This is a genomic window from Paenibacillus vortex V453 (assembly GCF_000193415.1).
In the GTDB taxonomy this organism is placed as follows: domain Bacteria; phylum Bacillota; class Bacilli; order Paenibacillales; family Paenibacillaceae; genus Paenibacillus_AQ; species Paenibacillus_AQ glucanolyticus.
On record NZ_ADHJ01000037.1, the window covers coordinates 17,881 to 42,928 of the forward strand.

Annotated in this window: 25 protein-coding genes and 1 pseudogene; 2 read left to right on the top strand and 24 right to left on the bottom strand. The window is 48.6% G+C overall.

Features of this window, described 5'->3' with window-relative positions; genetic code table 11:
• Nucleotides 1–10 precede the first annotated feature (10 nt).
• The 14 genes and pseudogenes from PVOR_RS18035 to PVOR_RS18095 all read right to left on the bottom strand — a co-directional run bounded on the left by PVOR_RS18035 (nt 11) and on the right by PVOR_RS18095 (nt 13,060).
• On the bottom strand, nt 11–541 hold the full coding sequence (locus PVOR_RS18035) for a MauE/DoxX family redox-associated membrane protein (RefSeq protein WP_006210868.1): 531 nt from the start codon (nt 539–541) through the stop codon (nt 11–13).
• Between the two features lie 22 nt (nt 542–563).
• Entirely contained in the window at nt 564–1,208 is a 645-nt protein-coding gene (locus PVOR_RS18040) for a hypothetical protein (protein WP_006210869.1), read from the bottom strand.
• Between the two features lie 224 nt (nt 1,209–1,432).
• Nucleotides 1,433–2,038, bottom strand: coding sequence for a response regulator transcription factor (locus tag PVOR_RS18045; protein WP_006210871.1), 606 nt, complete (start codon nt 2,036–2,038; stop codon nt 1,433–1,435).
• On the bottom strand, nt 2,035–3,156 hold the full coding sequence (locus PVOR_RS18050; protein WP_006210872.1) for a sensor histidine kinase: 1,122 nt from the start codon (nt 3,154–3,156) through the stop codon (nt 2,035–2,037). Before PVOR_RS18050 ends, PVOR_RS18045 begins: the two co-directional genes overlap by 4 nt.
• Nucleotides 3,157–3,169: 13 nt before the next feature.
• Complete coding sequence (locus PVOR_RS18055; protein WP_006210873.1) at nt 3,170–4,303, bottom strand: DUF418 domain-containing protein; 1,134 nt, start codon at nt 4,301–4,303, stop codon at nt 3,170–3,172.
• A gap of 272 nt (nt 4,304–4,575) precedes the next feature.
• On the bottom strand, nt 4,576–6,030 hold the full coding sequence (locus tag PVOR_RS18060) for a carbon starvation CstA family protein (protein WP_006210874.1): 1,455 nt from the start codon (nt 6,028–6,030) through the stop codon (nt 4,576–4,578).
• Between the two features lie 196 nt (nt 6,031–6,226).
• Nucleotides 6,227–6,964: a LytR/AlgR family response regulator transcription factor gene (locus PVOR_RS18065; RefSeq protein WP_006210875.1), complete on the bottom strand. Its 738-nt coding sequence runs from the start codon at nt 6,962–6,964 to the stop codon at nt 6,227–6,229.
• Nucleotides 6,965–6,982: 18 nt separating this feature from the next.
• Nucleotides 6,983–8,734 (bottom strand): sensor histidine kinase, encoded by a 1,752-nt coding sequence (locus PVOR_RS18070; protein ID WP_006210876.1) that lies wholly within the window; start codon nt 8,732–8,734, stop codon nt 6,983–6,985.
• Between the two features lie 176 nt (nt 8,735–8,910).
• On the bottom strand, nt 8,911–9,522 hold the full coding sequence (locus tag PVOR_RS18075) for a GNAT family N-acetyltransferase (protein ID WP_006210877.1): 612 nt from the start codon (nt 9,520–9,522) through the stop codon (nt 8,911–8,913).
• Between the two features lie 15 nt (nt 9,523–9,537).
• Entirely contained in the window at nt 9,538–9,741 is a 204-nt protein-coding gene (locus PVOR_RS32010) for a DUF6320 domain-containing protein (protein ID WP_234973014.1), read from the bottom strand.
• 61 nt (nt 9,742–9,802) lie between these two features.
• Nucleotides 9,803–10,507, bottom strand: a pseudogene (locus PVOR_RS32845) (DUF6320 domain-containing protein); the annotation flags it as partial.
• A gap of 17 nt (nt 10,508–10,524) precedes the next feature.
• A complete protein-coding gene (locus tag PVOR_RS18085) occupies nt 10,525–11,487 on the bottom strand; it encodes an alcohol acetyltransferase (RefSeq protein ID WP_234973015.1) in 963 nt (320 codons plus the stop codon).
• 23 nt (nt 11,488–11,510) lie between these two features.
• Nucleotides 11,511–12,005 (bottom strand): YkoP family protein, encoded by a 495-nt coding sequence (locus PVOR_RS18090; protein WP_419144520.1) that lies wholly within the window; start codon nt 12,003–12,005, stop codon nt 11,511–11,513.
• Nucleotides 12,006–12,457: 452 nt separating this feature from the next.
• Nucleotides 12,458–13,060: a TetR/AcrR family transcriptional regulator gene (locus PVOR_RS18095; RefSeq protein WP_006210881.1), complete on the bottom strand. Its 603-nt coding sequence runs from the start codon at nt 13,058–13,060 to the stop codon at nt 12,458–12,460.
• A gap of 198 nt (nt 13,061–13,258) precedes the next feature.
• Between PVOR_RS18095 and PVOR_RS18100 the strand changes: the two genes are divergently transcribed.
• Nucleotides 13,259–14,614, top strand: a complete 1,356-nt coding sequence (locus PVOR_RS18100) for a cytochrome P450 (protein WP_234973016.1) — start codon at nt 13,259–13,261, stop codon at nt 14,612–14,614.
• 163 nt (nt 14,615–14,777) lie between these two features.
• Nucleotides 14,778–17,102, top strand: a complete 2,325-nt coding sequence (locus tag PVOR_RS18105; RefSeq protein WP_006210883.1) for an Ig-like domain-containing protein — start codon at nt 14,778–14,780, stop codon at nt 17,100–17,102.
• Nucleotides 17,103–17,669: 567 nt separating this feature from the next.
• Here PVOR_RS18105 and PVOR_RS18110 read toward each other — a convergent pair.
• From PVOR_RS18110 to PVOR_RS18150, 10 genes are all read right to left on the bottom strand, one after another.
• A complete protein-coding gene (locus tag PVOR_RS18110) occupies nt 17,670–18,701 on the bottom strand; it encodes an aminoglycoside phosphotransferase family protein (protein ID WP_006210884.1) in 1,032 nt (343 codons plus the stop codon).
• Between the two features lie 24 nt (nt 18,702–18,725).
• Nucleotides 18,726–18,872: a hypothetical protein gene (locus tag PVOR_RS30730; protein ID WP_006210885.1), complete on the bottom strand. Its 147-nt coding sequence runs from the start codon at nt 18,870–18,872 to the stop codon at nt 18,726–18,728.
• A 493-nt stretch (nt 18,873–19,365) separates the two neighbouring features.
• Nucleotides 19,366–19,974: a YdcF family protein gene (locus PVOR_RS18115; protein ID WP_006210886.1), complete on the bottom strand. Its 609-nt coding sequence runs from the start codon at nt 19,972–19,974 to the stop codon at nt 19,366–19,368.
• Between the two features lie 113 nt (nt 19,975–20,087).
• Nucleotides 20,088–20,648, bottom strand: a complete 561-nt coding sequence (locus tag PVOR_RS18120; protein WP_006210887.1) for a hypothetical protein — start codon at nt 20,646–20,648, stop codon at nt 20,088–20,090.
• Entirely contained in the window at nt 20,645–21,217 is a 573-nt protein-coding gene (locus PVOR_RS18125; RefSeq protein ID WP_006210888.1) for a hypothetical protein, read from the bottom strand. Before PVOR_RS18125 ends, PVOR_RS18120 begins: the two co-directional genes overlap by 4 nt.
• A gap of 40 nt (nt 21,218–21,257) precedes the next feature.
• Nucleotides 21,258–21,815, bottom strand: coding sequence for a GNAT family N-acetyltransferase (locus tag PVOR_RS18130; protein ID WP_006210889.1), 558 nt, complete (start codon nt 21,813–21,815; stop codon nt 21,258–21,260).
• 241 nt (nt 21,816–22,056) lie between these two features.
• Entirely contained in the window at nt 22,057–22,875 is an 819-nt protein-coding gene (locus PVOR_RS18135; RefSeq protein ID WP_036637441.1) for an SPL family radical SAM protein, read from the bottom strand.
• Nucleotides 22,876–22,964: 89 nt separating this feature from the next.
• On the bottom strand, nt 22,965–23,678 hold the full coding sequence (locus tag PVOR_RS18140; protein WP_006210891.1) for a 2OG-Fe(II) oxygenase: 714 nt from the start codon (nt 23,676–23,678) through the stop codon (nt 22,965–22,967).
• Nucleotides 23,671–24,216, bottom strand: a complete 546-nt coding sequence (locus PVOR_RS18145; RefSeq protein ID WP_006210892.1) for a methylated-DNA--[protein]-cysteine S-methyltransferase — start codon at nt 24,214–24,216, stop codon at nt 23,671–23,673. Before PVOR_RS18145 ends, PVOR_RS18140 begins: the two co-directional genes overlap by 8 nt.
• Entirely contained in the window at nt 24,203–24,805 is a 603-nt protein-coding gene (locus tag PVOR_RS18150; protein WP_006210893.1) for a bifunctional transcriptional activator/DNA repair enzyme AdaA, read from the bottom strand. Before PVOR_RS18150 ends, PVOR_RS18145 begins: the two co-directional genes overlap by 14 nt.
• Between the last annotated feature and the right edge of the window lie 243 nt (nt 24,806–25,048).

A 25,048-nucleotide genomic window follows, 5' to 3' on the forward strand; every position in this document is an offset into this window, starting at 1 on the left:
GGCAGCCTCCTTAAAATCTTTTGAGTTTGGCATAATGAGGTGCGGCAATATCGCGGTACAATCGGATCGCATGCAGGGCATCCGGGACCCCCACCATGATGAGCAGTGCAAGCAGCAGCAGCATGCCCTCCATTAGCAGACCTGTTATGGTGAAGGAGTAACCGTACACAAACCAGTCGGGATTGCTGTATGCCGCCAAACCGATGGAACCCATAACTAAATTGAACAATATCAACGGCCAGCCCAGCTTCGAATTAATCTGAGGACCCAGACAGCCGCAGTCCACCCTCCCCTTTATCCTAATGAAGTAAGCCACACCCAATCCCTGAGTGAAATAAAGTACCGAGAGGATCAGGAAGCTGACAGCTGATGGAAAGCAGTATATCAAGGTAATCGACACCGCTTGTGAGAGGATGAGTTGAACATGCAGACGGGCACTTCCGGGAAAATGATCCGGATCACCGAATATACGGCTCCAGACAAAACTCACCACCGACAAGAGCATGGGAAGCGTAACCGATATGGCAACAAGCTCATACATAGGTCTATCAGGCTCCTTAACTTTAGTAGCTGATGATCCAAATGATGGATCCGATAATCAGCAGCTTGGAAACGGCTTGCCGCACCGCGGTGAGCAGCGTGATGCTGTGTACTCTTTTTTCAAGCATGCGATATACAATAGAGCGGATCAGCGGCAGGCTGAATACCATCCCCCGAACGAACCCGAACGTTATGCCGGCCAGCAAACTCAGCCACCACGGTGAAGCAAACAGGGAAACCAGAATATAGGCGTGAAACAGCACGCCCACTTGCAGCGTGATGAATCCCAAACCCATAATATGTCCCCATAATGCAGCAGAGCGATAACCTGCGTGCTTGATCCACTCCGATGGAACGATGAAATTGCCTGATGGAAGAATTCCCGTTCGATGAATCAACTCCAACACCAGGAATACGGCAAACAGCGTGATAATGATGTAGTTCTGATACAGACCGACAGGGGTGAATTTGAGCAAAAAATTAAAGAGCCCTATTGCCAGTCCCGTCACGGCTCCTCCCAGCGTGCAGGACGCAATATACACAAGCGCATATCTGAATTTGCTGACCTTCGTGCTGTCCAGGCTGCCCAATACATTCAAGCCGCAGGTTGTATCCACACTGGCAATGGCGGCACCGATGGCAAAAATGAATAGCAATATCGACAACAAATCATTCCACCTCCCACAATTCCTTTCGGAGAATGCTCCATCACTTCATCTTATGAGGGACGCTTGTCGATTAATTACGGAAATAATCCATAGGGCTTGGGCATGCTCTTTACATGGCTATCTTATTTAGAAAAAAATAAACCGTCCATGGACAATATCCATAGACGGTTTCTGCTTATTGCTATTGCTGGATACGTGCTCAGGATCATGATGCACAACACGAATCAGAGCCACCCTTTATCCTCCGCGATGGCGGCCGCCTGCTGCCTGGAATCAGCCTCCAGCTTCTGAATGGCAGAGGACAAGTAATTGCGTACGGTCCCTGTAGTCAGAAATAGAGCCTTGCTAATTTCGCCTGTCGTCATCCCTTCCTTGGTCAAGCGAAGCATTTCGATTTCCCGCTCGCTCAGCGGATTCTCTCCCTTCATGAACAGTGCCGCCGCCAGATCGGTGCTGACGACTCGCTCGCCCTTCATGATCCGCCGAATGGCCTCGATCAAGAAATCGATCGGCTCATCCTTTAAGAGATAACCCTCCACCTGCGCATTCATCGCTTTCTGCAAATAGCCGGGGCGCGCGAAGGTTGTAACGATCATAATCTTACACGGTAAGCCGGCATGTCGGATATTCTCGGCCAGCTCAAGGCCGTTGATGCCAGGCATCTCGATGTCGAGCAGGCATATATCCGGCTGATGATGCCGTATTGCTTCCCATGCTTGTTCCCCGTCCGGCACTTCCGCCACCACCTCGATATCGTCTTCGAATCGGAGCAGCGAGGCGAAAGCGCCGCGAAGCATTTTCTGATCTTCGGCAATGATAATCCGAATCATGAATCGTCCTCCTTCTCGTGCTGGTGAATCGGAAGTTTCAGGGACAGAACCGTCCCTCCCGCAGGGGATGGGCAAATCGCGAAGGAGCCTCCTAAGATCTGCATTCGCTCCACCATTGACGGAATGCCATTCCCGCCTTCCTGCTGCGCAACCCCCTTGCCGTCATCTGTAATATGGATGACGTAGGATTGCTCCTTGACTTCCAGCGTGATCGTGCAATGCTTCGCCCCGCTGTGCTTGATAATGTTGGTAGTAGCCTCGCGGACGCACAGCGACAGCATCGTCTCTTCCACGCTGGATAACAGCGGTGTCTTGCCATGATATTCAATATAAAGTGCGATGCCTGCCGTTCGGAGCAGTTCTACCGAATGCTCCAGTTCGCCGGGAAGAGAGATGAACTTCATCTCCGATACCAGTTCCCTCACCTGCTTGATCGCCGTTCTGGAGGTAGCCAGAATATCGCCTAGCTCCCGCTTCGCCTGGGCAGTATCTTTATCTACCCACTTGATGGCCAGCTCGCTTTTCAATTTAATCATCATCAAGGTCTGTCCCAAGATGTCGTGCAGATCTCTTGCAATCCGCTGCCGTTCTTCCTGCTGAATAAATTTCGCAATCTGCTCGTTCGCAGCATCAAGCTCTCCTTGAAGGCTTTTGGATTTCTCCTTGATATAGATGACGATGGGGTACACCGTCTGGATGATCATCACCGGCAAGTACACGGCATTAGATATCTGGAGCAGCGGTTCCATCCGAATGATGAACACGAACATAAAGGAAAGGGCAATGCCCGCGCTGCCGATCGCGATGTGCCCTTTGGATCTGGACCTGCCAAGCAGGTCGGCAAAAATAAACCCGAACCATAGGATGACCGGACCGATATACACCGCGAGGACCGCAAGAACGAACAGGCCGGACAATACGGCCGCCAGCAGCCCGCCGTCCCGGCGCCACAACGCGAAATAAAAGGAGACGAGAAATAGCAGGAGCAGCATAAGGCTGCTCCATAGTCCCAGCGCCCCGTCCAAACGGAGCACGCGGTAGAATAAAAACACGATCAGCACGAAATCTATGAGCAAATAATTTTTAATTTGGTCTTTCGGATACAGCTTGTCGAGCATCCCTAACCCCCTGCTAATTTCTATCGAATAATCCTATTGCCGTTTTGCGGAATGTCTCCATGGGCCCCAGCCGGAAGCTTCGCAGCCACAAGGATGCAAATCCGAGAAGGGATACGGAGATCAGCAGCCAAACAACGATAATGGCGGCGGAATTCAGCTTGCCGGCCAGTCCCAACCCCCAGCCGTAGAAAACGGCGGATGCGATGAGGTTCTGGATCACATAACAACTCAAGGACATTTTCCCGGCATTCTCCAGAAGATGCCACAGCCCATCCCACTTCGTATATTGTATCATTTTGGCAATGATTGCTATATACCCTATCGACATCAGCGGGGCAAACAAGTATCGGACCGGCAGGTCGAATGCCCCACCCGGGATAAAAATGAGCAGATTCAGAGGCAAACCGGCATATAGACCGATCTTCAACAGCTTCTCCCTCAGCTTTTTGCCATTCTCATCCGGTGAGAACACCCCTGCGCGCATGAAACGAACGCCCAGCAGGAACAGGAATATGTTCAGCGGGATGACGAAGATGGCCTCTATCCGGAGGGGAAGGAAGTTGGCCAGGCGGTAGCTGACTTGATCAAGCCACGTCCCTTCTTGATATAGTGTGATGACGGCTTCGAAGCTGCCCGGCGATAGACCGCCGCTTGTCAGCATCAGTGCAAGGAGGGCCAGGAACATCGCTGCGTAGAGGCAGCCGATCACGTTCATCGTGCGGGCGATGAGACGGTCGCCGCCCTTCACGATAAAGGCTGCAATAACGGCCGTCACGCCATAACTCATTAAGATGTCATACTCCATGACCAAGATAAAATGCAGCAAACCTTCAACGAACAGAAACATGACGGCCCATAAGTAAACGCCAGGCCATGGCTTTCCTATACGTTTTGCCTGACGGTACTTCATCTCCAGTCCGACGCCGAACATGATCGTCAGTAGGCCGAGCAGTTTCCCGTTCACCAGAAACAGCACGATCATGCGAAGCAAATCGTTCATCTCCCACCAGCCCTCGTAGTTAGAGGTGGTGATATAGTTCAGGTCTCCCGCATGAGCGAAAATCCAGATATTCGTCCCGAGCGTTCCCAGGATGGCGAAGCCTCTCAATATATCCAGCAGGCGGATGCGGTTCGTTCGTTGTTCCATGGTTGCCTTCCCTTCTTCCCTCGTAGGTTAATCTCGCAGCTTTATTGTAAATGCGAACCGTGAGGAGCAACATTCACACCTGTAAAGAAATCCATATGACACCTGTCATAAGTCTGGGCGCGCATGAAAAAAGGTCGAAGACAAGAACTCATATAGAGCCTGTCTTCGACCTTTTTGGCCGTTCATGAATGAGAATTGGGGCTACGCCCTGTAGACTATCTACTATGGGGACAATTTCTTAGCTGTTGGCATCGCGGGATACGGACTCTCGATCATGATGCGATGTTGCGGTAATCGGAGATATCCACCTCCAGCGACAGCTCGGCTGCGCGAGATTTCTGCGCCGCTTTGAAGAATAGGATCACGAGCACGACACTGATAACCGCACCTGCAACATACGATACATTCAAGGACTGCCTGAAGCCGATTTCGGCGTTCAAAATATACACCGTGGTTGTATAGAGTATAAACGCACCCGGAATCAGAGCCACCCAGTAATTCTTACGGGCAATGAACAGGTACATCGCACCGACAAACAGAGCAATGGCGGCTGTCGCCTGGTTGGCCCAAGAGAAATATCTCCACAGAATATTGAAGTCAATTTGCGTTAACGCAATGGAGATCACAAAGAGCGGAACCGCAATGAGCAGACGTTTTTTCATGCTGAACTGAGGTAGCTTGATATAATCGGCAATGATCATCCGCGCACTGCGGAAAGCGGTATCACCTGACGTAATCGGCAATACGATGACACCCAGCACAGCCAGTGTGCCTACTACGGCTCCTAACGTTACCTTCGCTACTTCACTTACCACGAGACCTGTTCCTCCTGTAGCAAGCAGCTCATTCAAACCGTTGGCCCCTTGGAACAAACTCATGGCAGCGGCCGCCCACACCATCGCAATAATGCCCTCGGCAATCATCATACCGTAGAAAATTTTACGTCCCTGCTTCTCGGTCTGCGTAGTCCGGGAAATGATCGGTGTTTGGGTTGCATGGAATCCGGACAGAGCTCCGCAGGTTATGGTTAGAAACAACAGCGGGAAGATCGGCATTTGATCAGGATGAAGATTGGCTAGAGTCAATTCCGGTATGGGCACCTGCTGAATGATCAGCATTCCGCCGACACCTAATGAGGCAACTAGCAGCAGTGCACCGAAAATGGGATAAAACCGGCCGATGATCTTATCGATCGGCAGCAGTGTAGCCAAAATATAATAACCGAAAATAAACAGTGTGATGATCAACAGGCTGACTTTGCCGTTTATCAGGTTGTGAAGCAAACTGGCCGGTGAAGTAACAAAGACTGTACCCACCAGAATCAGCAGCAGGATCGCGAAAGCGTTCACAACATGCTTCATCACTTTCCCCAGAAACTTGCCTGCAAGCTCCGGCAAATGCGCGCCGCGGTTACGGATCGAGATCATGCCTGTCAGATAGTCATGGACGGCTCCGGCAAAAATACATCCGAGCACAATCCAGATAAAAGCAACCGGTCCATACAGTGCTCCCATAATCGGGCCGAAGATCGGCCCTACACCGGCTATATTCAGGAGCTGAATAAGAGAGTTTTTATTGGAGCTCATGGGGAGGTAATCAACGCCGTCCTGATTGACATAGGCTGGAGTGGCCCTCTCTTCTTTAACCCCGAACATTTTTTCAATGTATTTACCGTAAGTAAAATATCCGGCAACAAGCAGAATGATGGATATAATGAAGGTATACATGCCTTCGCCCTCCTCTATTGGAATCGCTTACATTGATTATAAACAATTCAGCAAGACGAGAGGTCGGTTTTGAGTTAACATGTCGTTCCCGCTCATCAAGATGCGCAAAATGAAGATTAACACGCATATCATGGCATGTACATCCAGCTCTATTTCTATATCATCCCTTACTGCATTGCTACCCAAACACCGCTTGCTATAACTCCATGGCTTCGCGAAACGCCTTGGCATAGTTTCGGCTCACAGCGAGTTTATCGCTGCAGTCCTTAAGCTCAAGCTGGAATGCACCGTTAAACCAGGGAACCAGCCTGTTAACATAATCCAGGTGAACCATGTAGCTTTTGTGGATTCGAAAGAACGGATACTTCTGCAGCTTCACCTCCAGCTCCTTCAACGGGGTTTTAACACGGTAATGCTTATGGGCTGTGACGATCTTGGAATATGTATCCTCACGTGAGATATAGATAATTTCGTCCGGATCGATAAAGAGAATCTCGCCGTTCTCTTCCAGCGACAGCTTGCCGGAGGATTTAAGAGGAAGATGTGCGGCGGAAGCTTCTTTATGAAAAGCTTTTTCCAGACGCCTTGCGGTCTCTGCCAGACGTTCCTCGTCAATCGGCTTTAACAGATAGTCCAGCGCTTCGAATTGAAAAGCCTCCACGCCAAATTGAGGATACGCCGTTGCAAACACGATTTGGGGGGGATTCTTCAATCTCGTTAATGCTCTTGCCGTCTCAAGTCCGTTCATCCGCGGCATTTCTACGTCCAGAAACACCGCTTCCGGCTGCAGCTGCATCGTCCTTAACACCGCCTGTTCCCCGGAATCTGCTTCCCCGACAATTTCCAATGCCGGATGCTGCTTTAATAGAAAGATCAGTTCTTCACGGCTGTAACGTTCATCGTCCACGATCAGTGTTCGAATACGTTCGGTCATGTGATGGGTCCCCTTCCTTCATGAATGGATTTTAACGTTAACTGCAGGCGGAATTCGGAAATTGATTTCGGTTCCTGCCGATTTGTCACTCTTGATGTTTAGTGATGCCTCGGGTCCATACATCAAGGTTAACCTTCGATTTACATTGTACACGGCCATTCCGGTTCCCGATGTTGAATCGAGCATTTGGCGGCCCAGGTACTGAAGCCGTTCCGGCGTAATGCCCTCTCCATTATCCCTGATCGTGACGGATACGCCTGAGGCAGGTTCACCCTCAACGAGGATATCGATGACACAGTTGTCCGTCTTGTCCCTGAAGCCGTGACGTATGCTGTTCTCCACTAACGGCTGCAAGGTCAGCGGCGGCACCAGCGCATGGAGCGCGGCATCCTCCACCTCATAGCGAATAAACAGTTTATCCTCGAATCGAGTCTGTTCAATGCTCATATATGAACGTATATGCTGCAGCTCATCCTGAAGCGTCGCCTTCTCAGAGGTTGCTGCCGACAGATTCTGACGGATATAATTCGATAGATTCCGCAATAGTTTTCTTGCCTTCTCTGCATCAATCCGCGTTAAAGATAGTATGGTATTCAATGTATTAAACAGAAAATGCGGATGGATTTGGGCTTGCAGCGTCTTAATCTCAGCTTCTCTGGCAAGCTCCTTGGTTTCGGCCAACTGAGCGGCCTCCAGCTGGTAACTTAACAACATGGTAAGACCGGACATCAGTTCCTTCGTTACATGCGAGATATCCTTGGGACTGCTGAAATAGAACTTTAGGGTACCCACGGTGTGTTCCCCTTGTTTCAAGGGCCCGATGATCACCGCCCCAAGCGGACATTCCGTCTTCTGGCATTGAATATGATCCCGATCGGCGATCAATTGCTCCCCTTGTTCAATGACCCGGCGTGTTACTTCAGTCTGCAGCGGTCGGCCTGCTGCGTGGTGGTCATCCCCTGTCCCGATATGAGCCAGAATAACACGATCATCGGTCATGGCTATGGCACTGGCTTTGACTTCTTCGTATAAGATCCGGCATACCGCCTCCGCAGACTGTGGATTCATGCCCTGACGCATGTAGGCAAGCGTCCTGCGAGCGATACGAAGTGAGGTTTGGGCCTGCAGGGCAGCAATCCTCTCCTCTTCATTCAATACGGACCGGATAATCAGCAGAAATAAAGCACATCCGATCCCGTTTGCTACAATCATCGGAACTCCAATATATCCAACCAAAGACACGGCCTGTTCAAATGGCCTCGACAAGAGCAGGATGATCAGCATCTGAAGAGATTCTGCCAACGCCCCCATTAACAGTGCCGCTGAAAAAGAAACCTTCTCATTCTTCTTATGAAACAAGCTGGCCAAGAGTCCTGCTAATATGGTGGCCAAGCCACAGGCCAGACTCGTAAAACCGCCTAAAGTAAAACGATGGAGTCCTGCTATCAGGCCTGCGCCGAGCCCGATTCTCCAACCTCCGAACATTCCGGCCATGACTACGCCGACAACCCGGGAGTTTGCAATCGCTTCTTCTCCGGCAACCTGCATCATCCATTTGTTCACTTCAAGCGATTCGGTATTTACGGTTATGCCCGTATACGTTCCGACGATACCCAGAACGCCAAAAACCAATATGGCTTGCAGCTGCTGCACAGGCGCCAGCTTGTCCTGACTTATCATCGTCCGAAAAAATCTCAGACGGGTAACAATAAAGGCAATCGTCACAATGATCCCGATCCGCTCGGTCATCGTGATCAGCAGTTCAAACATGGCGTCACCCCGCAATCCACATCTATTCGGTACTCAACATCTTCACTTCAGTATGAAGTATGCCGTTAAGCTGGCGATACATACTAAAGTATCATGGCTGAAGCTCAAAAAACAAGAAACCTCCCGCTTCGAATTGGAATCGAAGCCGAAGGTCAGAAGGTCGTTCTCTTTCAAGATTATCTATTCAGGTTTAGGTTGAGGGGCTTACTCCACTCCATATAAATGCGTTCATGGAATCCTGAATCCTCCGAGTGCCCTTCGGGCTTGCGTTCAATCTCCCGAAATCCTAATTTCGGATACAGCCGAAGCCCGGCTTCGTTGCTGTTCGCCACTTCCAGGACATAACGCCTGTAGGGCAGCTCCTTCATCACATGCTTCATCAACGCAGTAGAAACTCCTTTGCCGCGTGCTTTTTCCGTTGTGGCCACACATTCGATATAGCCGGTATCGTCATCGTATGGCAGCGCCAGATTAAATTCGTTTTTCATAACCTCATAAGTCAGTTTGCCGGTCTTGTCTCCAAGAGCATCCTGAAGCGGGGTTAACGCCACCGGCATCGCCCGCTGTCCGTTATGGGAACAAGCCAGAATCCCGATGATCACGCCCTGCACCTCAGCCACATAAAACACCTCAGGACTGAACAAGTCTTGAAAGGCTGTTTGCAGCGTGTTCCTGTCCTGCGTGAAATAGGACAGCTCGTTATAGTACCCGTCAACAAATACCTCGGCCACTTCCCTGCGAACGTCACGGTCATAATCTGCCATTCTTCGAATCCTGATTGTATTCACCCTGCATTCCTCCTGTCAAAAATGTAATCTGCGCTTGATGTCCTGGCGGAATCCCTTGTCAGCGAGCAGGCACATCCCGCCAAAGGTGAGCAGCGCGTACAGCGCAGCCGCAACGGCTGTCCATAACACGTGCGACATGCCGACGGCATACAGCAGCAAGGGGATAAATCCAAGGAGAATCAGGGTTAGCAGGTATCCTGCGAACTCCCGCCAACGCATTTTTTTTCGTGCTGCAGATCAGCGTTATGATAAAGGTTGCCGCCATCATCAGGAACGGGATCACGTAGCCGGTCGACCAGTAATTTGTATTCGCCACCACATTGATCCACAGCAGCATACCGGACAATCCGAGCAGTTGAACGATGACCTTGCCGCCAAGATGTGATCGGGACATCAAGGTGTGTCTGATGAACAGCCAGGCATACAGCATACAGGGCATCAGATACAGACTCCACCAAACATCGCGATTTCCCAGCACGTTAATTATGACGGAAACACTGATGACGGCTACAACAATAAAGGCGAGCCACTTGGAGAGAAGAGTGCTGGCACGCTCCTCCTCCTGAACCGTATAGGCGGGATACCATCGATTACCAGCTAATGATGCCGCGTCCTTGCCATGTAAGTTCCTACGGCACAAGGGACACGCTGCATGCGCCGGATCTACGATAACGCCACAGCTCTCGCATCTCATGCCCCCATCCCCCCAATCATTGCTGATAATCCTCACGTCCAGACCGCTTAAGCCGGAGAGCTGGCGGAAGAAGTGTTGGATCACATCGTTTTCGACGATATTCCGTGCAAAGGTGATTGTGAGCTGCTCGTTAATGGAGCATACGGCACAATTCATCGGGCTTTTGGCTGTGGGATACATCGTTGTTTCCATCGCTTCGATATGCGCTCCCATGCTGGCAGGAATATCGATTCGGCCGAGATTGGTAAGCGTGAGGGTTTTGGCGTTCCTCACCGTAATGGTCGAATCCATACCGAATCGCGAGATCCTTACAACTTCAAGGGTGTAAATCTCGATAGAAGGTTCTTCTCGTACTTCATGCTGCTGGCCATCGCTTGAGTTAGATACGGCTTGGTTGTTTTTTCTTTCATCTGGGCTTGTACAATTTCGAGCACCTGCTCGAATGTCATGCCTGCTTCGATCCGCACGCCGATGTTGATAACCGCAAAAAAATTACGCAGGCTGCTGGAAGGAAAGATTTTTCTCAGATTCACCGGCATGCTGATCACAATAGGTCGGTTCTCGTTGTTCAAGGGAAGCGTGGAGTCATGAACCGCCATGATCAGAAGTGCCGTCAAGTAAGCAGTAAGGGTTGCCCCGTGCTGCTTGGCTGCTGCATTCAGCCGGGAGGCGTGAATCATTCCGTGGATCACGTTGTGACCATAAGGCGAAAAGCGCGTACCTGGAATCTGCAAGGCCTCCGGCGTCCTGATTTCCGAAACCGTGGAGGTATAGTGAGCCTTAAAGCTGTCCTGCGCTTCGGCATAACGGGCAAAGGAGGCGGGCGGCAAAATTAGCCCATCCCTGTCCTCCACACTCTCACCGATCCGATATAAATACTGGAACACCAGGGTTTTGAGAAACTCAAGCGCCCCTCCACCGTCGGTCAGTGCATGGAATATCTCCACACTGATCTTGTTGCCGTGATATAGAACCCTCACCAGACTTCCGTTAGCTCCCGATAGCGTGACAGGTGCACAGGGATAGGTGGATTCCGGCTCCACCATCAGACGTGTCTCCTTCTCCCTCAGGAATTTCCAGAACAGGCCGTTTCTCAGTTCGACATTCAATAGCGGAAATCTCGATATGACCTCATCCAATGCCGTCTGTAAAACCTCTTCGTGAACGAGACTCGTCAGCATCATCGACAACCTGTAGGTCGAAGAATTCTCCCTTCCCGCCACCGCGGGGAACAGTTTCCCGGCGTGGTCCAGTTTATACCAATCCTCCATGTATGGATCTCCTCCTTCAACCTTTAACCTTCAATCGTAGCCGATACCAGACTTGCCCCATATCCATCTTCATGTGCCTGCCTTCTATCCGGCATTGAAAAGCGTTTCCTCAGCGAAGACCGGGTATGGATCAGCATCATCGGGACAAGCAATTCGGTTCTTCGTTCGATGCGGCTTTTGCCCTCCGGGTGCATGACAGACAGCAGCATGCGGAGGTACAAAGTCGTTATCTTCTGAAAAATGTCGGGTTTCATCTCTTGATGCTCGAATCCGAGTCCATGCGTCAGGCCGCGGTGCAGCAGCGTAATTCCGACCAAGGCGCTGACCTCGCTGAACTCGGTCTGGTTTTCGTAGGCACAGCTTATCTGCTTCATGGATTTTCTTCCGAGCCTCGCGATTTTCAAAGCCGCACGATCCGGTCCTTCCGACCGAATTAACCTCAGGATCGTTTCGTTGTCCAGATGAAGCTCACCGATTAAATCTCCATTATGTATGACTGTGGAATCCTCACAGACGATGGGTTCCCCCTGATGTCTTACTTAATCATCACCGTGCATATGCCAAAGTGTGAGATATGCGAGCTGCGAAACCGGGATATGAATGCAAAGATGCGTTCCCATATCATCCAGGTGCTCTGCATGACGGATTTAAGCAATTTGTGCAGCAGCTGTAACACCACCTTACTTTTTTGTATTGAATATTCCTTGCCATGAATCCCCCTGCAACATTCGTTAAACACATCATACCGGATATCCCGGCAGGGTCATACCGTCTCAGGTATAGCGCTGCACTCGGTCTCGAGGCGGAGATGCGGGCATAACTTGTTGCGATCGATGATTGATGCGAACATCCCGAATCGCAATGCGTGCTGTCTTGGAATTACATATTGCTTTTGATGCTGTACACAAACCAAAACAACCTTTGGTCTTCACCAAAGGTTGTCTGCCTAATTCCTATATCAACAATCTCACTAAGTTCTCTCTCCCCCAGAATGCTCCCCTCTCCCAATCAACCCATAGTAGAATAGTCGATCAATATCCCGAAGCATAGCTGGGCTTGCTTGTGCAATGAATCCCGGACGCGCTAGCGCATCCTTAAACACTTGAATATAGAACAAAGCCGCTTCTATCGAAATATGGGGATCAATATCTCCTTCCTGCTTGCCTTGCTCAATCAATTTCACAAAAAAGGGAATCGTCCTTTCCTTGTAAAAAGCCTCGATATGCTCCCGAACAGACGGTTCATTGCTGATTTGAATAAGATCCACATTGATTTGATCCACGCTGTTCATTCTTGACCCCAACAACAATTTTAATTTTTCTTGAAAAAGGATAGGCTCTTCCAGGAGCTTCTCATACTCGTTCATGATTTTACTCATATAATCGATAAACGTCATACGTATAAGCTCTTCCTTACTGCCAAAATAATTATAAATGGAGACGGGAGACACGCGAGCGTGTTTGGAAATTTCTGTAATACTTGTCTTATCCACTCCATATTTGCTTATCAAATCAAAGGCTGTCTTCATAATTTGTTCTTTTTTCTTCTCCGTGCGTAGTTGATAGCCGTTCATCTTCTCACCTCTCGTATAAAACTATACTGAATGTTTTGTAATAATGCAATTCATATAGTTCAAAAATACCTTGCTTAATTCTCTTCGTGAATTTATTATGAATTATATGAAACATTTCATTACAAATTATATAAAAAAGGAAGTGTGATCATGAACCGAATCCCTGGACCCCACTCCGCCTTCGGCTGGAGGATCAATATGTTTCACTTTTTTCGCAGCCCTTTCGCATTTCAACAAAAATTGTTAGAAGGGTATGGTAAACTTTCGGCCCTGGGGCAAAGCGTCAAACCTTCAGCTGTATTTGCGTTTGGTCCTGAGCTGAACCGTCAAATTCTATCCAATCCGAATTTCTTTGAGATGAGCACGGCTCTTGTTAAAATACCCAAAGACACGGTTATGGGGGATTTGTTCTACCATAATCTGCGTGTTGATGACGCGGTAGAAAAGCACAAAGAGCATCGTCGCCTGATACAGCCCGCCTTTCTGCACAGTCAAATTGAAAGATACGGCCAGGATATGACGTTAATAACGGAACAGTTGGCAGACGAATGGAGAGGTCGTACCCTGATTGACATTAACACTGAAATGAAAAAGTTAACGCAGCGCATCGCCCTTAAAACGTTATTCGGTGTTCAAAATAGTGAAATGATGGATACGATGGGGATGCTGATTAACCGGTTTACGAAGTCTTTTCTGCTTGCCACGCTTGCTCCACTCAATATTCCTTTCACTCCATATCGTCGCTCACTACGTAATGCACAGCAGCTTAATACTCAAATACGGTCCATGATTCATGAGAAACGACAGGAGTCTGATGCAACGGATGTACTAGCAGCACTTATTAGAGGATATGATGAGGAGGGCTCAGCATTATCGGATGAAGAATTAGTCGGACATGCATTCTCAATCTATACAGCGGGTCATGAAACCACTGCAAATGCTTTGACTTGGGCATTTTTTCTACTGGTACAGCACCCGAATATATATGCAAACTTAATGGAAGAATTAAACGCCGTGATGGGTGGAAGCCATCTGACACATGAGAAACTAAGTCGACTCTCCCTGCTGGACTATGTTGTCAAAGAGAGTTTACGTTTGCTTCCTCCAGCTAGCATCGGTACCCGCATTACAAATGCCCCTTGTGAGCTGGATGGTTACGCCCTTCCGGAGGGCACCAATGTATTTTTCAGCCAATTCATTACACATCGTCTCCCTGAGCTTTACGAGGACCCAAATTATTTTAAACCCTACCGGTGGCAGACCATTAAACCATCTGCGTTTGAATTCTTACCATTTAGTGCAGGACCTCATATGTGTATAGGTTGGCACTTCGCCATGCAAGAACTTAAGATCGTCCTCGCTGTTCTTCTTCAACGATTTAATTTTTCATTAGTGCGTAATGCAAAAATCACTCCGAATCTGATGATGCGGCCCGTTCACGGCATGCCCATGCATATAAGTCTGGATCATGGCACATTTGAACGAGTTGACGTACGTGGTACCATTCATCGGGTTATCGAATATGGAGTCGTACCTGCTTGCCTTAAAAAATAATAACTTAACACGAATCCAACATCGGTTCTAATCGTTTATTTTTGTAATATTAAAAAGTAAACGCTTCAAAATAACACAGATTTGTATTTTTATGTTAGTAACGTCATTTCGGCTGCCGTTGAGTCAATTAGATTTACATCATACTGACAAGGATGTGAATAAAATGATGCTTTCACATTTACGCAGGTGCGGGCTCTTGTTTCTGGCGGCAGTTCTGATGGCGACAATTGGTGTTCCAATCCCCCATGCTCAGGCCGCTGCATTGATTACGTTGGATTCTCATCAGGACGGGCAAACGCTGCAGCCGGGTGTGACTGAGTTATTCGGAACCTACTCCGGTGTATATGATCTCCAGCTCATCGTTAACGGTGAATGGGTAACGGACGTTCGGATGGATGATCCCAATGGGGATGACAGCGGGTCCTGGTCTTACTCACTCGATACAAGTCAGCTGGATGGCTCGGTCGAGATTGTCCTTAAAGCAAACGACGCGGTAACACGATATGGCATCTGGTCTCCTTGGATCCACCTTAACATCGATAATCCTGCGGCTCATATTCCGGAAGTGCAGATTACCAGCCCTGCTGAGTTTACACAGCAGAACGACACCATTGAGGTTGGCATATCAGCCGAGGGTAAAAACCCGATAGCCCTGGTTGAGCTCCGCATCGACGGCGGCGCATGGATGCAAATTCCTTCCGCACATAATGGATACACATACGAATTTGACACGTGTCCATACCCGCAGCAGGTTCACAGCCTGGAAGCCCGCGCCACCGATACGTATGGCAATACAGGTTATAGCTTAACGGTTTATGTAAGTTCCGGTAATCCATTACCCATTAACGAAGGTGATAATTCTGCTGCTGTTACCGATGCCGTGTATCCTGAAACGGTAACAAGCACCACCTACGGTCCTGAGCCGCTGCCGGATCAGGACCGTGCAATCTGGATCTGGGAGAATGCCTCCTATCCACTGGTGCTGAATCCGAATTCGCGAAGCGTGCTCTCTTCTATGGCCAAGGATACAGCGACGTTTAATCAACGGCCGATTACGACCCTTTATTTAGCTGTAGGTAAATATAACGGAGCTGCCATGCTGGAGGATTACCGAGGCGAGGTTCAACAATTCGTAGAATGGGCACACGGCGAAGGTTTCTATGTTCAAGCATTAATCGCCGGCGGCACCACTCCACCTTATTTCGGAGCGTATAGTCGTTATCACCCTCATGCCGTCAAGGAATTCGAGCAAATCTTGAATTACAACCTGGCTTCCTCCGAATTGGCCCGCTTTGATGGCGTAAACGTGGATACGGAGCCGTATATCCTGCCCGATTTCAAAACGGCAAAACCTTCCGTCCAAATCCAGTACCTGGATATGCTGAAACTGCTGATGGAACGCAAACAGGCATCTGGTCTCACCTTGTCCGTCGGCGCGGCCATTCCAAGATGGTACGACACCTCCGCCGATGCCAGCAATATCGCATGGAACGGAGGAACCAAATGGCTCTCTGAGCATGTTCAGGACACGGTGGACTACATCTCGATTATGGATTACCGCGATCAGGCGGAGGGCAGTGCGGGCATTATTGCGCAAGCGCTGAATGAGCTGGCCTATGCCAATGCGATTGGCAAACCGAAATCGGTTGTGATCGGGGTTGAGACAAAAGATATCGCGGATGGCGGAGATCCTGAGACCATCAGCTTCCATGAAGAAGGACGCATCTACATGGAACAGGAGTTAAACAAGGCGTACAACGCTTTTCAGAACGACCCGGCGTTTGGAGGAATCGCCCTCCATCATTACTCGTCCATCGTTGATTTTCCAAGCCAGTGGGGGCCGGGCGGCTACACATGGCAGCCTCCTTCGGATCAAGAACCGCCGAGTACGGTCAGCGGGGCAGAAGCAGTTACTTTTGATTTTCAACGGATTAACATATCCTACGATATGGCAGCGGATAACTCTGCCGTGAATGAGTATCGTGTCTACAGGGGAACCGATGCCGCTTTTAACATTGGGCCGGATACTTACGCAGGGACTTCGAAAGGGCTCAATTACACAGATACGGGGCTCCTGCCGGATACGACCTATTATTATAAAATCTCGGCCGTGGATATTAGCGGCAATGAAGGAGCCCCCAGCGCAGCGGCCACCGCAACGACGGCTCCCTCCGCGATGAAACCCATGGTCATCGACCACATGACCATCGTCTATTCCGCCGGTACGGCCAAAGTAACCGTGAAGATGGTGGATATGGAAACAAGACTGCCGGTAACCGCCAAAATCAGCGGACGCTTCACTCATATGGCCGGCAAGTATGTGAATGCCGCGACGAATGCGGCTGGCGTGTTCCAATCCCAATCCGAATCGGTCCCCGTATCCCGAGGCCAGATCGGCTTCCTGCCGCGGCGAATCATGGCCGACTCCTATTATTGGGCCAGCGCCTACGATCAGCTTCCATACCCGACGGTGACATGGGGGCCTTGATACAAAAAACCGCCCGGCCATAAGCGTCGGGCGGTTTTTTGTATCGTGGATGAGAATATCGTGACATCATAGGGGCATAGTTGATGATACGCAGCAGCACATCCACTTTTTCGTCAACAGATACAGATCCAATAAGCCTCGTGCAATTACCGAATAATTCCGCCACTCTGATCGGGTCGTACTAATTCAAATCTTTGTTTTGTAATCCATCACTACGCATGCGGATCATGCTTCCGATCCCTGTTGCCCCCAGATTTCTTATTATCCTATGATATGGTTGAAAACCGGGGACAAAGGGGACCGCTTTCGCTTCTCCAGCATGATTCCGCCTTCTTCGTTGGAGTAGGAAACCAAACAGAAACCTCTCTATGGTAATGGAGGTTGTAATCACCGCCATTACAGAGAGGTTTCTTTATCAAATCTACTTAACTTGTACAAATATCTTCACATGAAACATTGGATTTTTATCCGCATAATAGATAATTTCTGACAAGGCTGTTCACTAATATTCCCTTTTTAAAATCAATCTTTGTATTTTTCAGGAAATATTCTATGTTGATAAGGTTTTTAATCAAATTTTATCGATATATTCCTCATTTCATAAATTTTTTGCAAGGTATCAAGGTGCATGGATTTATCCTCGGGCGACTCCGCGAATGTATACCACTCCACAAGCCTGTATCCGAACATAGTAAGGATTAGTTCATGGACACAATGATCGGTGATATGGGACACATCCACATATTCCGAAAAGCCCCTGTAATAAGCCGGAATGCATTTTTGGTAGTATTCAACCATATGACAGACGTCCGCTTCGTCCGCTATTAAACTCGCGACGTCCTCGCCCATGTACCCCCATCCAGCGGTATCCCAGTCGATGAGTGCGATTTTCCTGTCCGAGTAGAATATGTTTGCCACCCAAAAATCTCTATGGCAAAACACAATTGGCAGCTTTTCAATGCGACTGAATATTTCGTCCGCATGGTTATCTATGTCTATGAGCATTTTACATAGGTGCTTCGGAATTTCGCAGTCGTCGGAGCGTATATAATCATACAAAACTTTCCACGACTGATACCGCAGATAGGAGCTTTTTACGAAGTCAACCTCGCTTACATTGATCAGATTCAGTGATACATCCGATTGCTTAGCATATAGCTTGCCTTGAAACCGCCCCAATTCCTCGGCTGCACGTTCATACATTTCGGGGGTTAGATTTAAGCCTGACACCCCCTCAATATGTTCCATCCATAACTGTATCTCATCACCGTTCATTTCCCCGTAATAACATTCTGGCCAGCGGAGAGAATCCGTGAAAAACTTTGCGAAATCCGATATATAGAGGTCGTATTCCCTGCGCCATGAATCAGGGTCACCGTGGCGCTCCCATTTTTTCTGTGTTTTCCACACCACCTTATACGGCAGACTCTCACCGTCGGAGGTTTCAGTCATCCCCGTAACAAGCCTAACAACCCCTAATGTCCCGCCTTGCAACTCTTTGAGTTGATAATCTGCGCGTACTACCGTCTTGTCGAGCATTTTACTCAAAACAAGTACCAGTATTTGGGGATTTACGAATTTTTCATCATGGTTGTTCATTTAATTGTAGCCTCCCTTTTACCCTTATGTCGCATGGCAATCGCCTTTTGCCACGCGAGGCAGCAATTTGACAATGCGCGAAACTCGCTGAAGTTCCGTAACCCTTCCGGGTATTACACCTATCGGCAGCGGTTCCGCTTCGATATAGGCGTATGGTTTCAAATCAGTCATTGAACCGATCCCCTCCTACAAAATCAGAGTTGTTTTCGGGCATAAAAATACCACGAACACGCAGCCTCCTAAGAAGCTGCTGTTTCGCGGCGAAAAGCCAAAAGTCGGCTTATAATCAAAAAGGGATACGACCGTCATCGTATCCCGCTTAACAGCAGTATTCACGAAAGGTTACTGATTACGGCATAGCAACAAAACACGGTGGTGTTCCCGATGGTTCTCATTCCAAGCTATAATCAAGATTGGAACTTACTATGCCTGATATTCGGTTAAGGGAAAACCACCATTACCATATTAGCAGTCATTTAAAACATCTCCTTTCATAAGAAACAAGAATTGAAATGCCCTTACACATCCATAGTTTGGCATAATCACTTACGGGTACTCAATGTAAAATATAAATATAAACAAACTTTATTTGGTAAGCTGCTCTCCAACAAGTTCGAACCTTCATCGAAGAACCGCATACACACAGCGAAAATTCTGACATTTTTCAAATATCAATTTCCGCATCCATAAAATATCGGCCCTTTACGCCACTGATCACTTTATGGAGTTCACCCATCGCTCGTTTCACTTCAACAGGCTCGGTCCACCAATTATCTCTTCTCCCTTTGGCACGATGGTCCGGGCTCCAGACAAACTCATACCAAGGCGGCATGAAGGTCTTGAGCAGGAGCTGGCATCGGCGCATATGACTGGGCGCGCTGACAAACAACAACCGCTGGATTTGCTGTAATCCAAGGGCCCGGTCGAGTACGATCAGGGAAGCTATCACATTCTCTTTGGTATGGTTAGACATCGTTTCAATGAAGATGGACTCCGGTGGAACCCCCATCTTCACGGCTTCATCTCGCATCATGGTCGCCTCTGGTTGATCCCATTCACCGAATCGATCTCCGCCAGCAAATAAAATATAGGGTGCGCGACCATCGTTGTACAGTTCAACCGCTTTCCACACTCGATCCAGATTTTTGCCTCCAAATACAAAGATGATATCTGCCAACTGTGTGCCGTCATCAACTTCGGATTCCACTCCAAACACCACTTTGGTAATCTGTTCTCTCGATAATGCCTCTGGTTTCATTTGTGAGATCAGCATACGAGCACCTCCCATTTGTTATGTTGATGGCAAACCATGCCTGCAATCTTTCAAAGAAAAGGGACCACCATGCGATCATCCCATACCTGAGCTTCGATGTATCGTTCAGGTCCCTACTGTTTGCTCCAATACTCGGGATCTCCCGTTTCATACAACTTCTCTCCCTCTTTATTGAAACTTCGGATCGTGATCGGTGAGTTTAAATCATCTTTCATAAGTGCGTACCATACCGTCAGAGAATTGTTTTCTATTATAGTGGCTGCTTTATTTTCCTCACTCAACAGCAAGATATGGCTGGTTTCCGGATTATTCACAACCCCGTACAGCATATGAATATTTTCCGAGTTGGATTCGAAACCAAACCAGCTCAGATCATTTTCCAAACCCACTTCATTCTTTCCGATATACTCTTTTACTCTAAAACCCCCGTAAGCCTCTTCTACTGTTACTACCCCGACTTCGCTTTGGATTGTTGAAAAAAACACAAGTGTTCTTGCTCTATCCATGTGTATATGCAGCACCTCATTCAAATCGGTCTCCAAGGAATGAATAGCTTCTTCGATTTGGTTATATACACTTTCTTTTCTTAGCGGCCCTGCAAATAAAAACCAAAGGCAGATCACAATCAACATCACGGATATAACCATTGCGTTTTTGTTAGATAATGGCATCATAACGCAGCCGATTCGATTTTCTGCTTTTCACGGTCTATGAAATCATATGCTTTTGAAATTTCCTCTTCATAGTTCTCTTCCATTTCAAAATACGCAACTTCGAATGCCGAACATTTTTCACGGAATGGCTTATGCTCATGAATAAAGTCTGCAGCCGTTCCCTCTTCAGGATATACACGCGCTTCAATAGCCTCTCTGTGTTTCACGATGTTGGAATAAAAATTCCGCTCAATGTACGTGGTTGAGAATCCTAAAAAAACCGGGATGATTTGTTCCGAATAAGATGGCTCCAAATCCTGAAGGTGGTGAGGCAGTACATAGCAGCCCTCGATAATTAAATTCTGATTATTCTCGATATTGGTCATGATGATCCCTTTGAGGATCGGCCATAATTTCTCACCGATGTATTCAGTTGAATCCAGCGGCGTGAACCCGCAATTTTGATCCGCTCTGTATAACCCCATTTTTAAATGGTCAATCGAAAGATAAGGAACGTGATATTTCTCAAGTAATCTTTGAGCCATATAGGTCTTACCCGTGCAGCTCACCCCGCTTATGAGTATGATCATGTTATGAAACGCCCTCCCTTAGACCATATTGCTGTATCAATCAAATCTCTTGGTATTCATTTTTCACAATGCCGTAGTAGACAAGATCCTCATAGTGATTTTCTTTCTTCACATGATCGATCAAGACCCCTTCTTGTTTCATGCCTGTTTTTTGTATGACTTGCCCGGATGCCGGATTCGAAGCAAAATGCCGCGCATAGACCTTATGATAATGTTTCACCTGAAAGGCAAAGCCCAATATAGCTTTGGAGGCTTCTGTTGCATATCCCTTTCCCCAATACTCCTCACCAATCCAATAAGCAATTTCTCCATTATCATAGCGCTGATGATTAGTTAATGCGATTGCACCATATACCGTCCCTGTGTGCCTGTCACAAACAGCAAATTCATATGACTTATCCGCATCAAAATTTTGTATATGATGTTCTATCCATGACAAAGCACAATCAAGTGTATAAGGGTATGGCAGCGTGAGTGTGCTTTTATATATATTGTAGTTATTGCATAGCCTGACAACTGTTTCAGCATCCGATTCCCTGAATAAGCGAAGCAATAATCTCTCCGTCGTCATCGTTTTATTGATCTCGTCATATATCATTTCACTTCGCCTCTTTCATAAAAAAGTATTGAACTTCCCTGGATCCCGGTCGTCGCTCTCTATTGTCACTCGCTCCTCGGCGCAATACTGGTTATTTTCGCCTATCATACCATAATCATCTATGGCTAAACATGACAAAAAAGGCCGGATTTCTCATCCCGACCAAACAGATAATTTCTATGATCTTACAAACTAGCGAATCCACGAAGCCATCACCCGCAGACTCGACAACCCCGGGCTCTTAAGGCTCAAACCCCTGTTGGCTCACGAATAACTGCTCCTTCGGAAACGCCTGGCTAAACCGATCATAAACGACCTGATAAGCAGCTGGATCGTACCATTCCTCAAGTCCAAGCTCTTCATACAGCACCTGAACAGGCAGCCTCTTCGTCCGTTTCCCGCCGCTGCCGTCGCCCATGAAATAATCGTCGATGCACACGCGATTCACAAGCGGCCGCAGGATCTCGGGAAAAGCCGCCGTGCTCGGAAGCACGGGTGCGATCGCTGCCTGAGTGGGAATCCCAGCGTCTCTCAGCAGCTCCAGTGTTTTCAGTCTGGCTTGGACCGGCGGTGCAGATGGCGTAAAATGCTTGCGGATGTCCTCACGGTCGGTCTCAACCGTCATGCTGACCCGCACCCGATCACCTAACTGCTGCAGCAGATCGATATCCCGCCGGACTAAGGGACTTCGTGTCTGCACGAACAGGAAATCCGGCGGTTCGCCGACCATGACCTCAAGCAGCGCGCGAGTTACTTGTTCCTTGGCCTCGACCGGCTGATACGGATCGGTACTGGAAGACATGAAGATCGTAACGGGCCCCTTCGTTTTGGCACGTTTCAGTTCTTTGCGCAGAATGGCGGCAGATTCCAGCTTAACGTCAACCCAGCTGCCCCACTCCCCATTGCGAAAGATCGATACCGGCATTTGCCGGACATAACAATAAGAACAAGCGAAGGTACAGCCTGTGTACGGATTTAAAGTATGGCTGTATCCGTTCAGAAATCCCGTTCCTTTATTCAACAGGGTCTTGGGGGTCTTATAGAGCACTTCACTTTTAATCTCAAACACCCCGTTTCTGCACTTTCTTCTATTATACCATGTCTCTCTAGGCATCCTGGCCGAGGAATCCACCCCACTTATGAACCCTTTTACTTCGCATCATGAAAAATAATCCCAAGGCTGTACCTGGTCCCTGCCGTGATGGTGCTAACGCCGTGCCGCAGCGTGGTTCGGTAATACCCTCGGGTCCCCTGAACGGGCCGATGGTTGGTCGGAAAAATCAGTCCCGCGCCCTGTTCCAAAGTAATGACATGCCCCCGGCTCTGTGCCCGCGGCCGCTGTTCAACCAACAGAAACTCTCCGCCCGCGTAATCGACTTCCTTCTCATTCAGCACGAATACCACTTGGAACGGGAAGAATTCATCTCCATACAAATCCTGATGCAGACAGTTGTAGCCGCCCTTCTCATATTTCAAAATGAGCGGTGTAGAGCGCCCCTGCCCTTGCGAATGGCACATCTCAAGGAACTCAGCCAAGGTCCCAGGGTACCGCTCCTCGCTTCCCAGCTGCGTCAGCCAGCGGTTGGCTGTCAGTGCAAGCTCAGGATAGAAGCCTTCCCGAAGCTGTTGCAGGAGTCCTGGCAGCGGGGCCTGATAGTACTTGTACTCCCCAACCCCAAAGCGGTGTCTAGCCATGTCAATGGTATTGCGAAACCGCTCCTCTTCCGAATAAGTGTTTATGATCTCTGTACATTCCTCAGGCAGCAGAAGCTTTGGAATGACAGCATATCCCTGCTCATCCAAAGCTCCCTGTATCCCTTCCCAATGTAGTCCCGAGATTCGCTCCTGCAACGATCTAGACATACTCCGCGGTCTCCTTCACCGGGACACGCCCGCGCTCCAGCTGAAGCAGCCAGGTCTTCATCTCAAGCCCTCCGCGATAACCGGTCAAAGCCCCGCTCTTGCCAATTACCCGGTGGCACGGCACGGTTATAAGCAAAGGATTGGCTCCGATAGCCGCTCCAACGGCACGAACCGCGGCCGGCTTTCCAATCTGGTTGGCGATGTCCGTATACGTATAGGTCTCGCCATACGGAATATGGCATAACGCATTCCATACAGCCGATTGAAAGGCGGTACCTTTGTAATCCATAGGCATTTCAAACCGGTCTCTGTTCCCCTGAAAATACTCGGCTAACTCTTCCGAATATACCTGCATTTTCGCATCATCCCGCACAAGCTCGCTGCCAGGGAACCTGGCGTTCACCCAGTCCGCTAACTCTTCTAACGGCTTATCCTGCGAGCCGACATAACATAATCCTTCCTTCGTAGCCGCCAGATATACATTCCAGTTGTCATGAGTCAGTCGAGTCCAGTAGATTATTGTATTATCGGATTTCATTATGATCCTGCACCTCCATGCTTGTATTATTCAACACATATTGCCCGCGATAACGGAGTGGAGTAACCCCCGTCTTCTTCTTAAACAAGGTGATAAAATAAGCCGTGTTGTCCAAACCCACCTTATGGCCGATATCCGAAATGGTTAATCCGGAATCCCTAAGGAGCGCCTTGGCTTTGTCCATCCGGTAATCCTGGATGTACTCCATCGGGGTCAACCCTTTTACGCGTTTAAATATCCGGTGCAGATGATACGGGCTGCCGTGGCTCACATCGGCCAATACATCGAGTGTCAAATGCTCCGTGTAGTGGTTGTCGATATACTCCGTAACCAGCTCAATCCATTCATGGTCCGGTAGACGTTCCCCTGTCGGCTTGCACCGTTTGCATGGTCGGAAGCGTTCGGCCCTCGCTTCATCCGGGGATTGGAACACGCGCACATTTTCAAATTTCGGGGGTCTGGATTTACAGGATGGCCGGCAGAAAATCCCGGTTGTCTGCACCGCGTAGAAAAACTTGCCGTCACTCTCTTTATCATTGCTGATGATGGCCTTCCACTGTGCTTCGGTTGGCTGAATTCGGTTTGCCACGTTTCCTCACCTCCGCTAACATTATAACCACAGGATGGATTCGCTGTACGCTTTTTGGAATAGAAGAGCAAGATAACAAAATTATACGATCCGCATTTATGTTACAACTAGTATAGATAAGTTTATGAAGGAAAGGAACCGGTGAACATGCGAGATTCAAAACCTATGCCAAGCGGCACAATCCCTGCGCAAGACCCCATATTTCTGAAGAAGCTGCCGCCGGGCCAAACCGCCCACTATAAC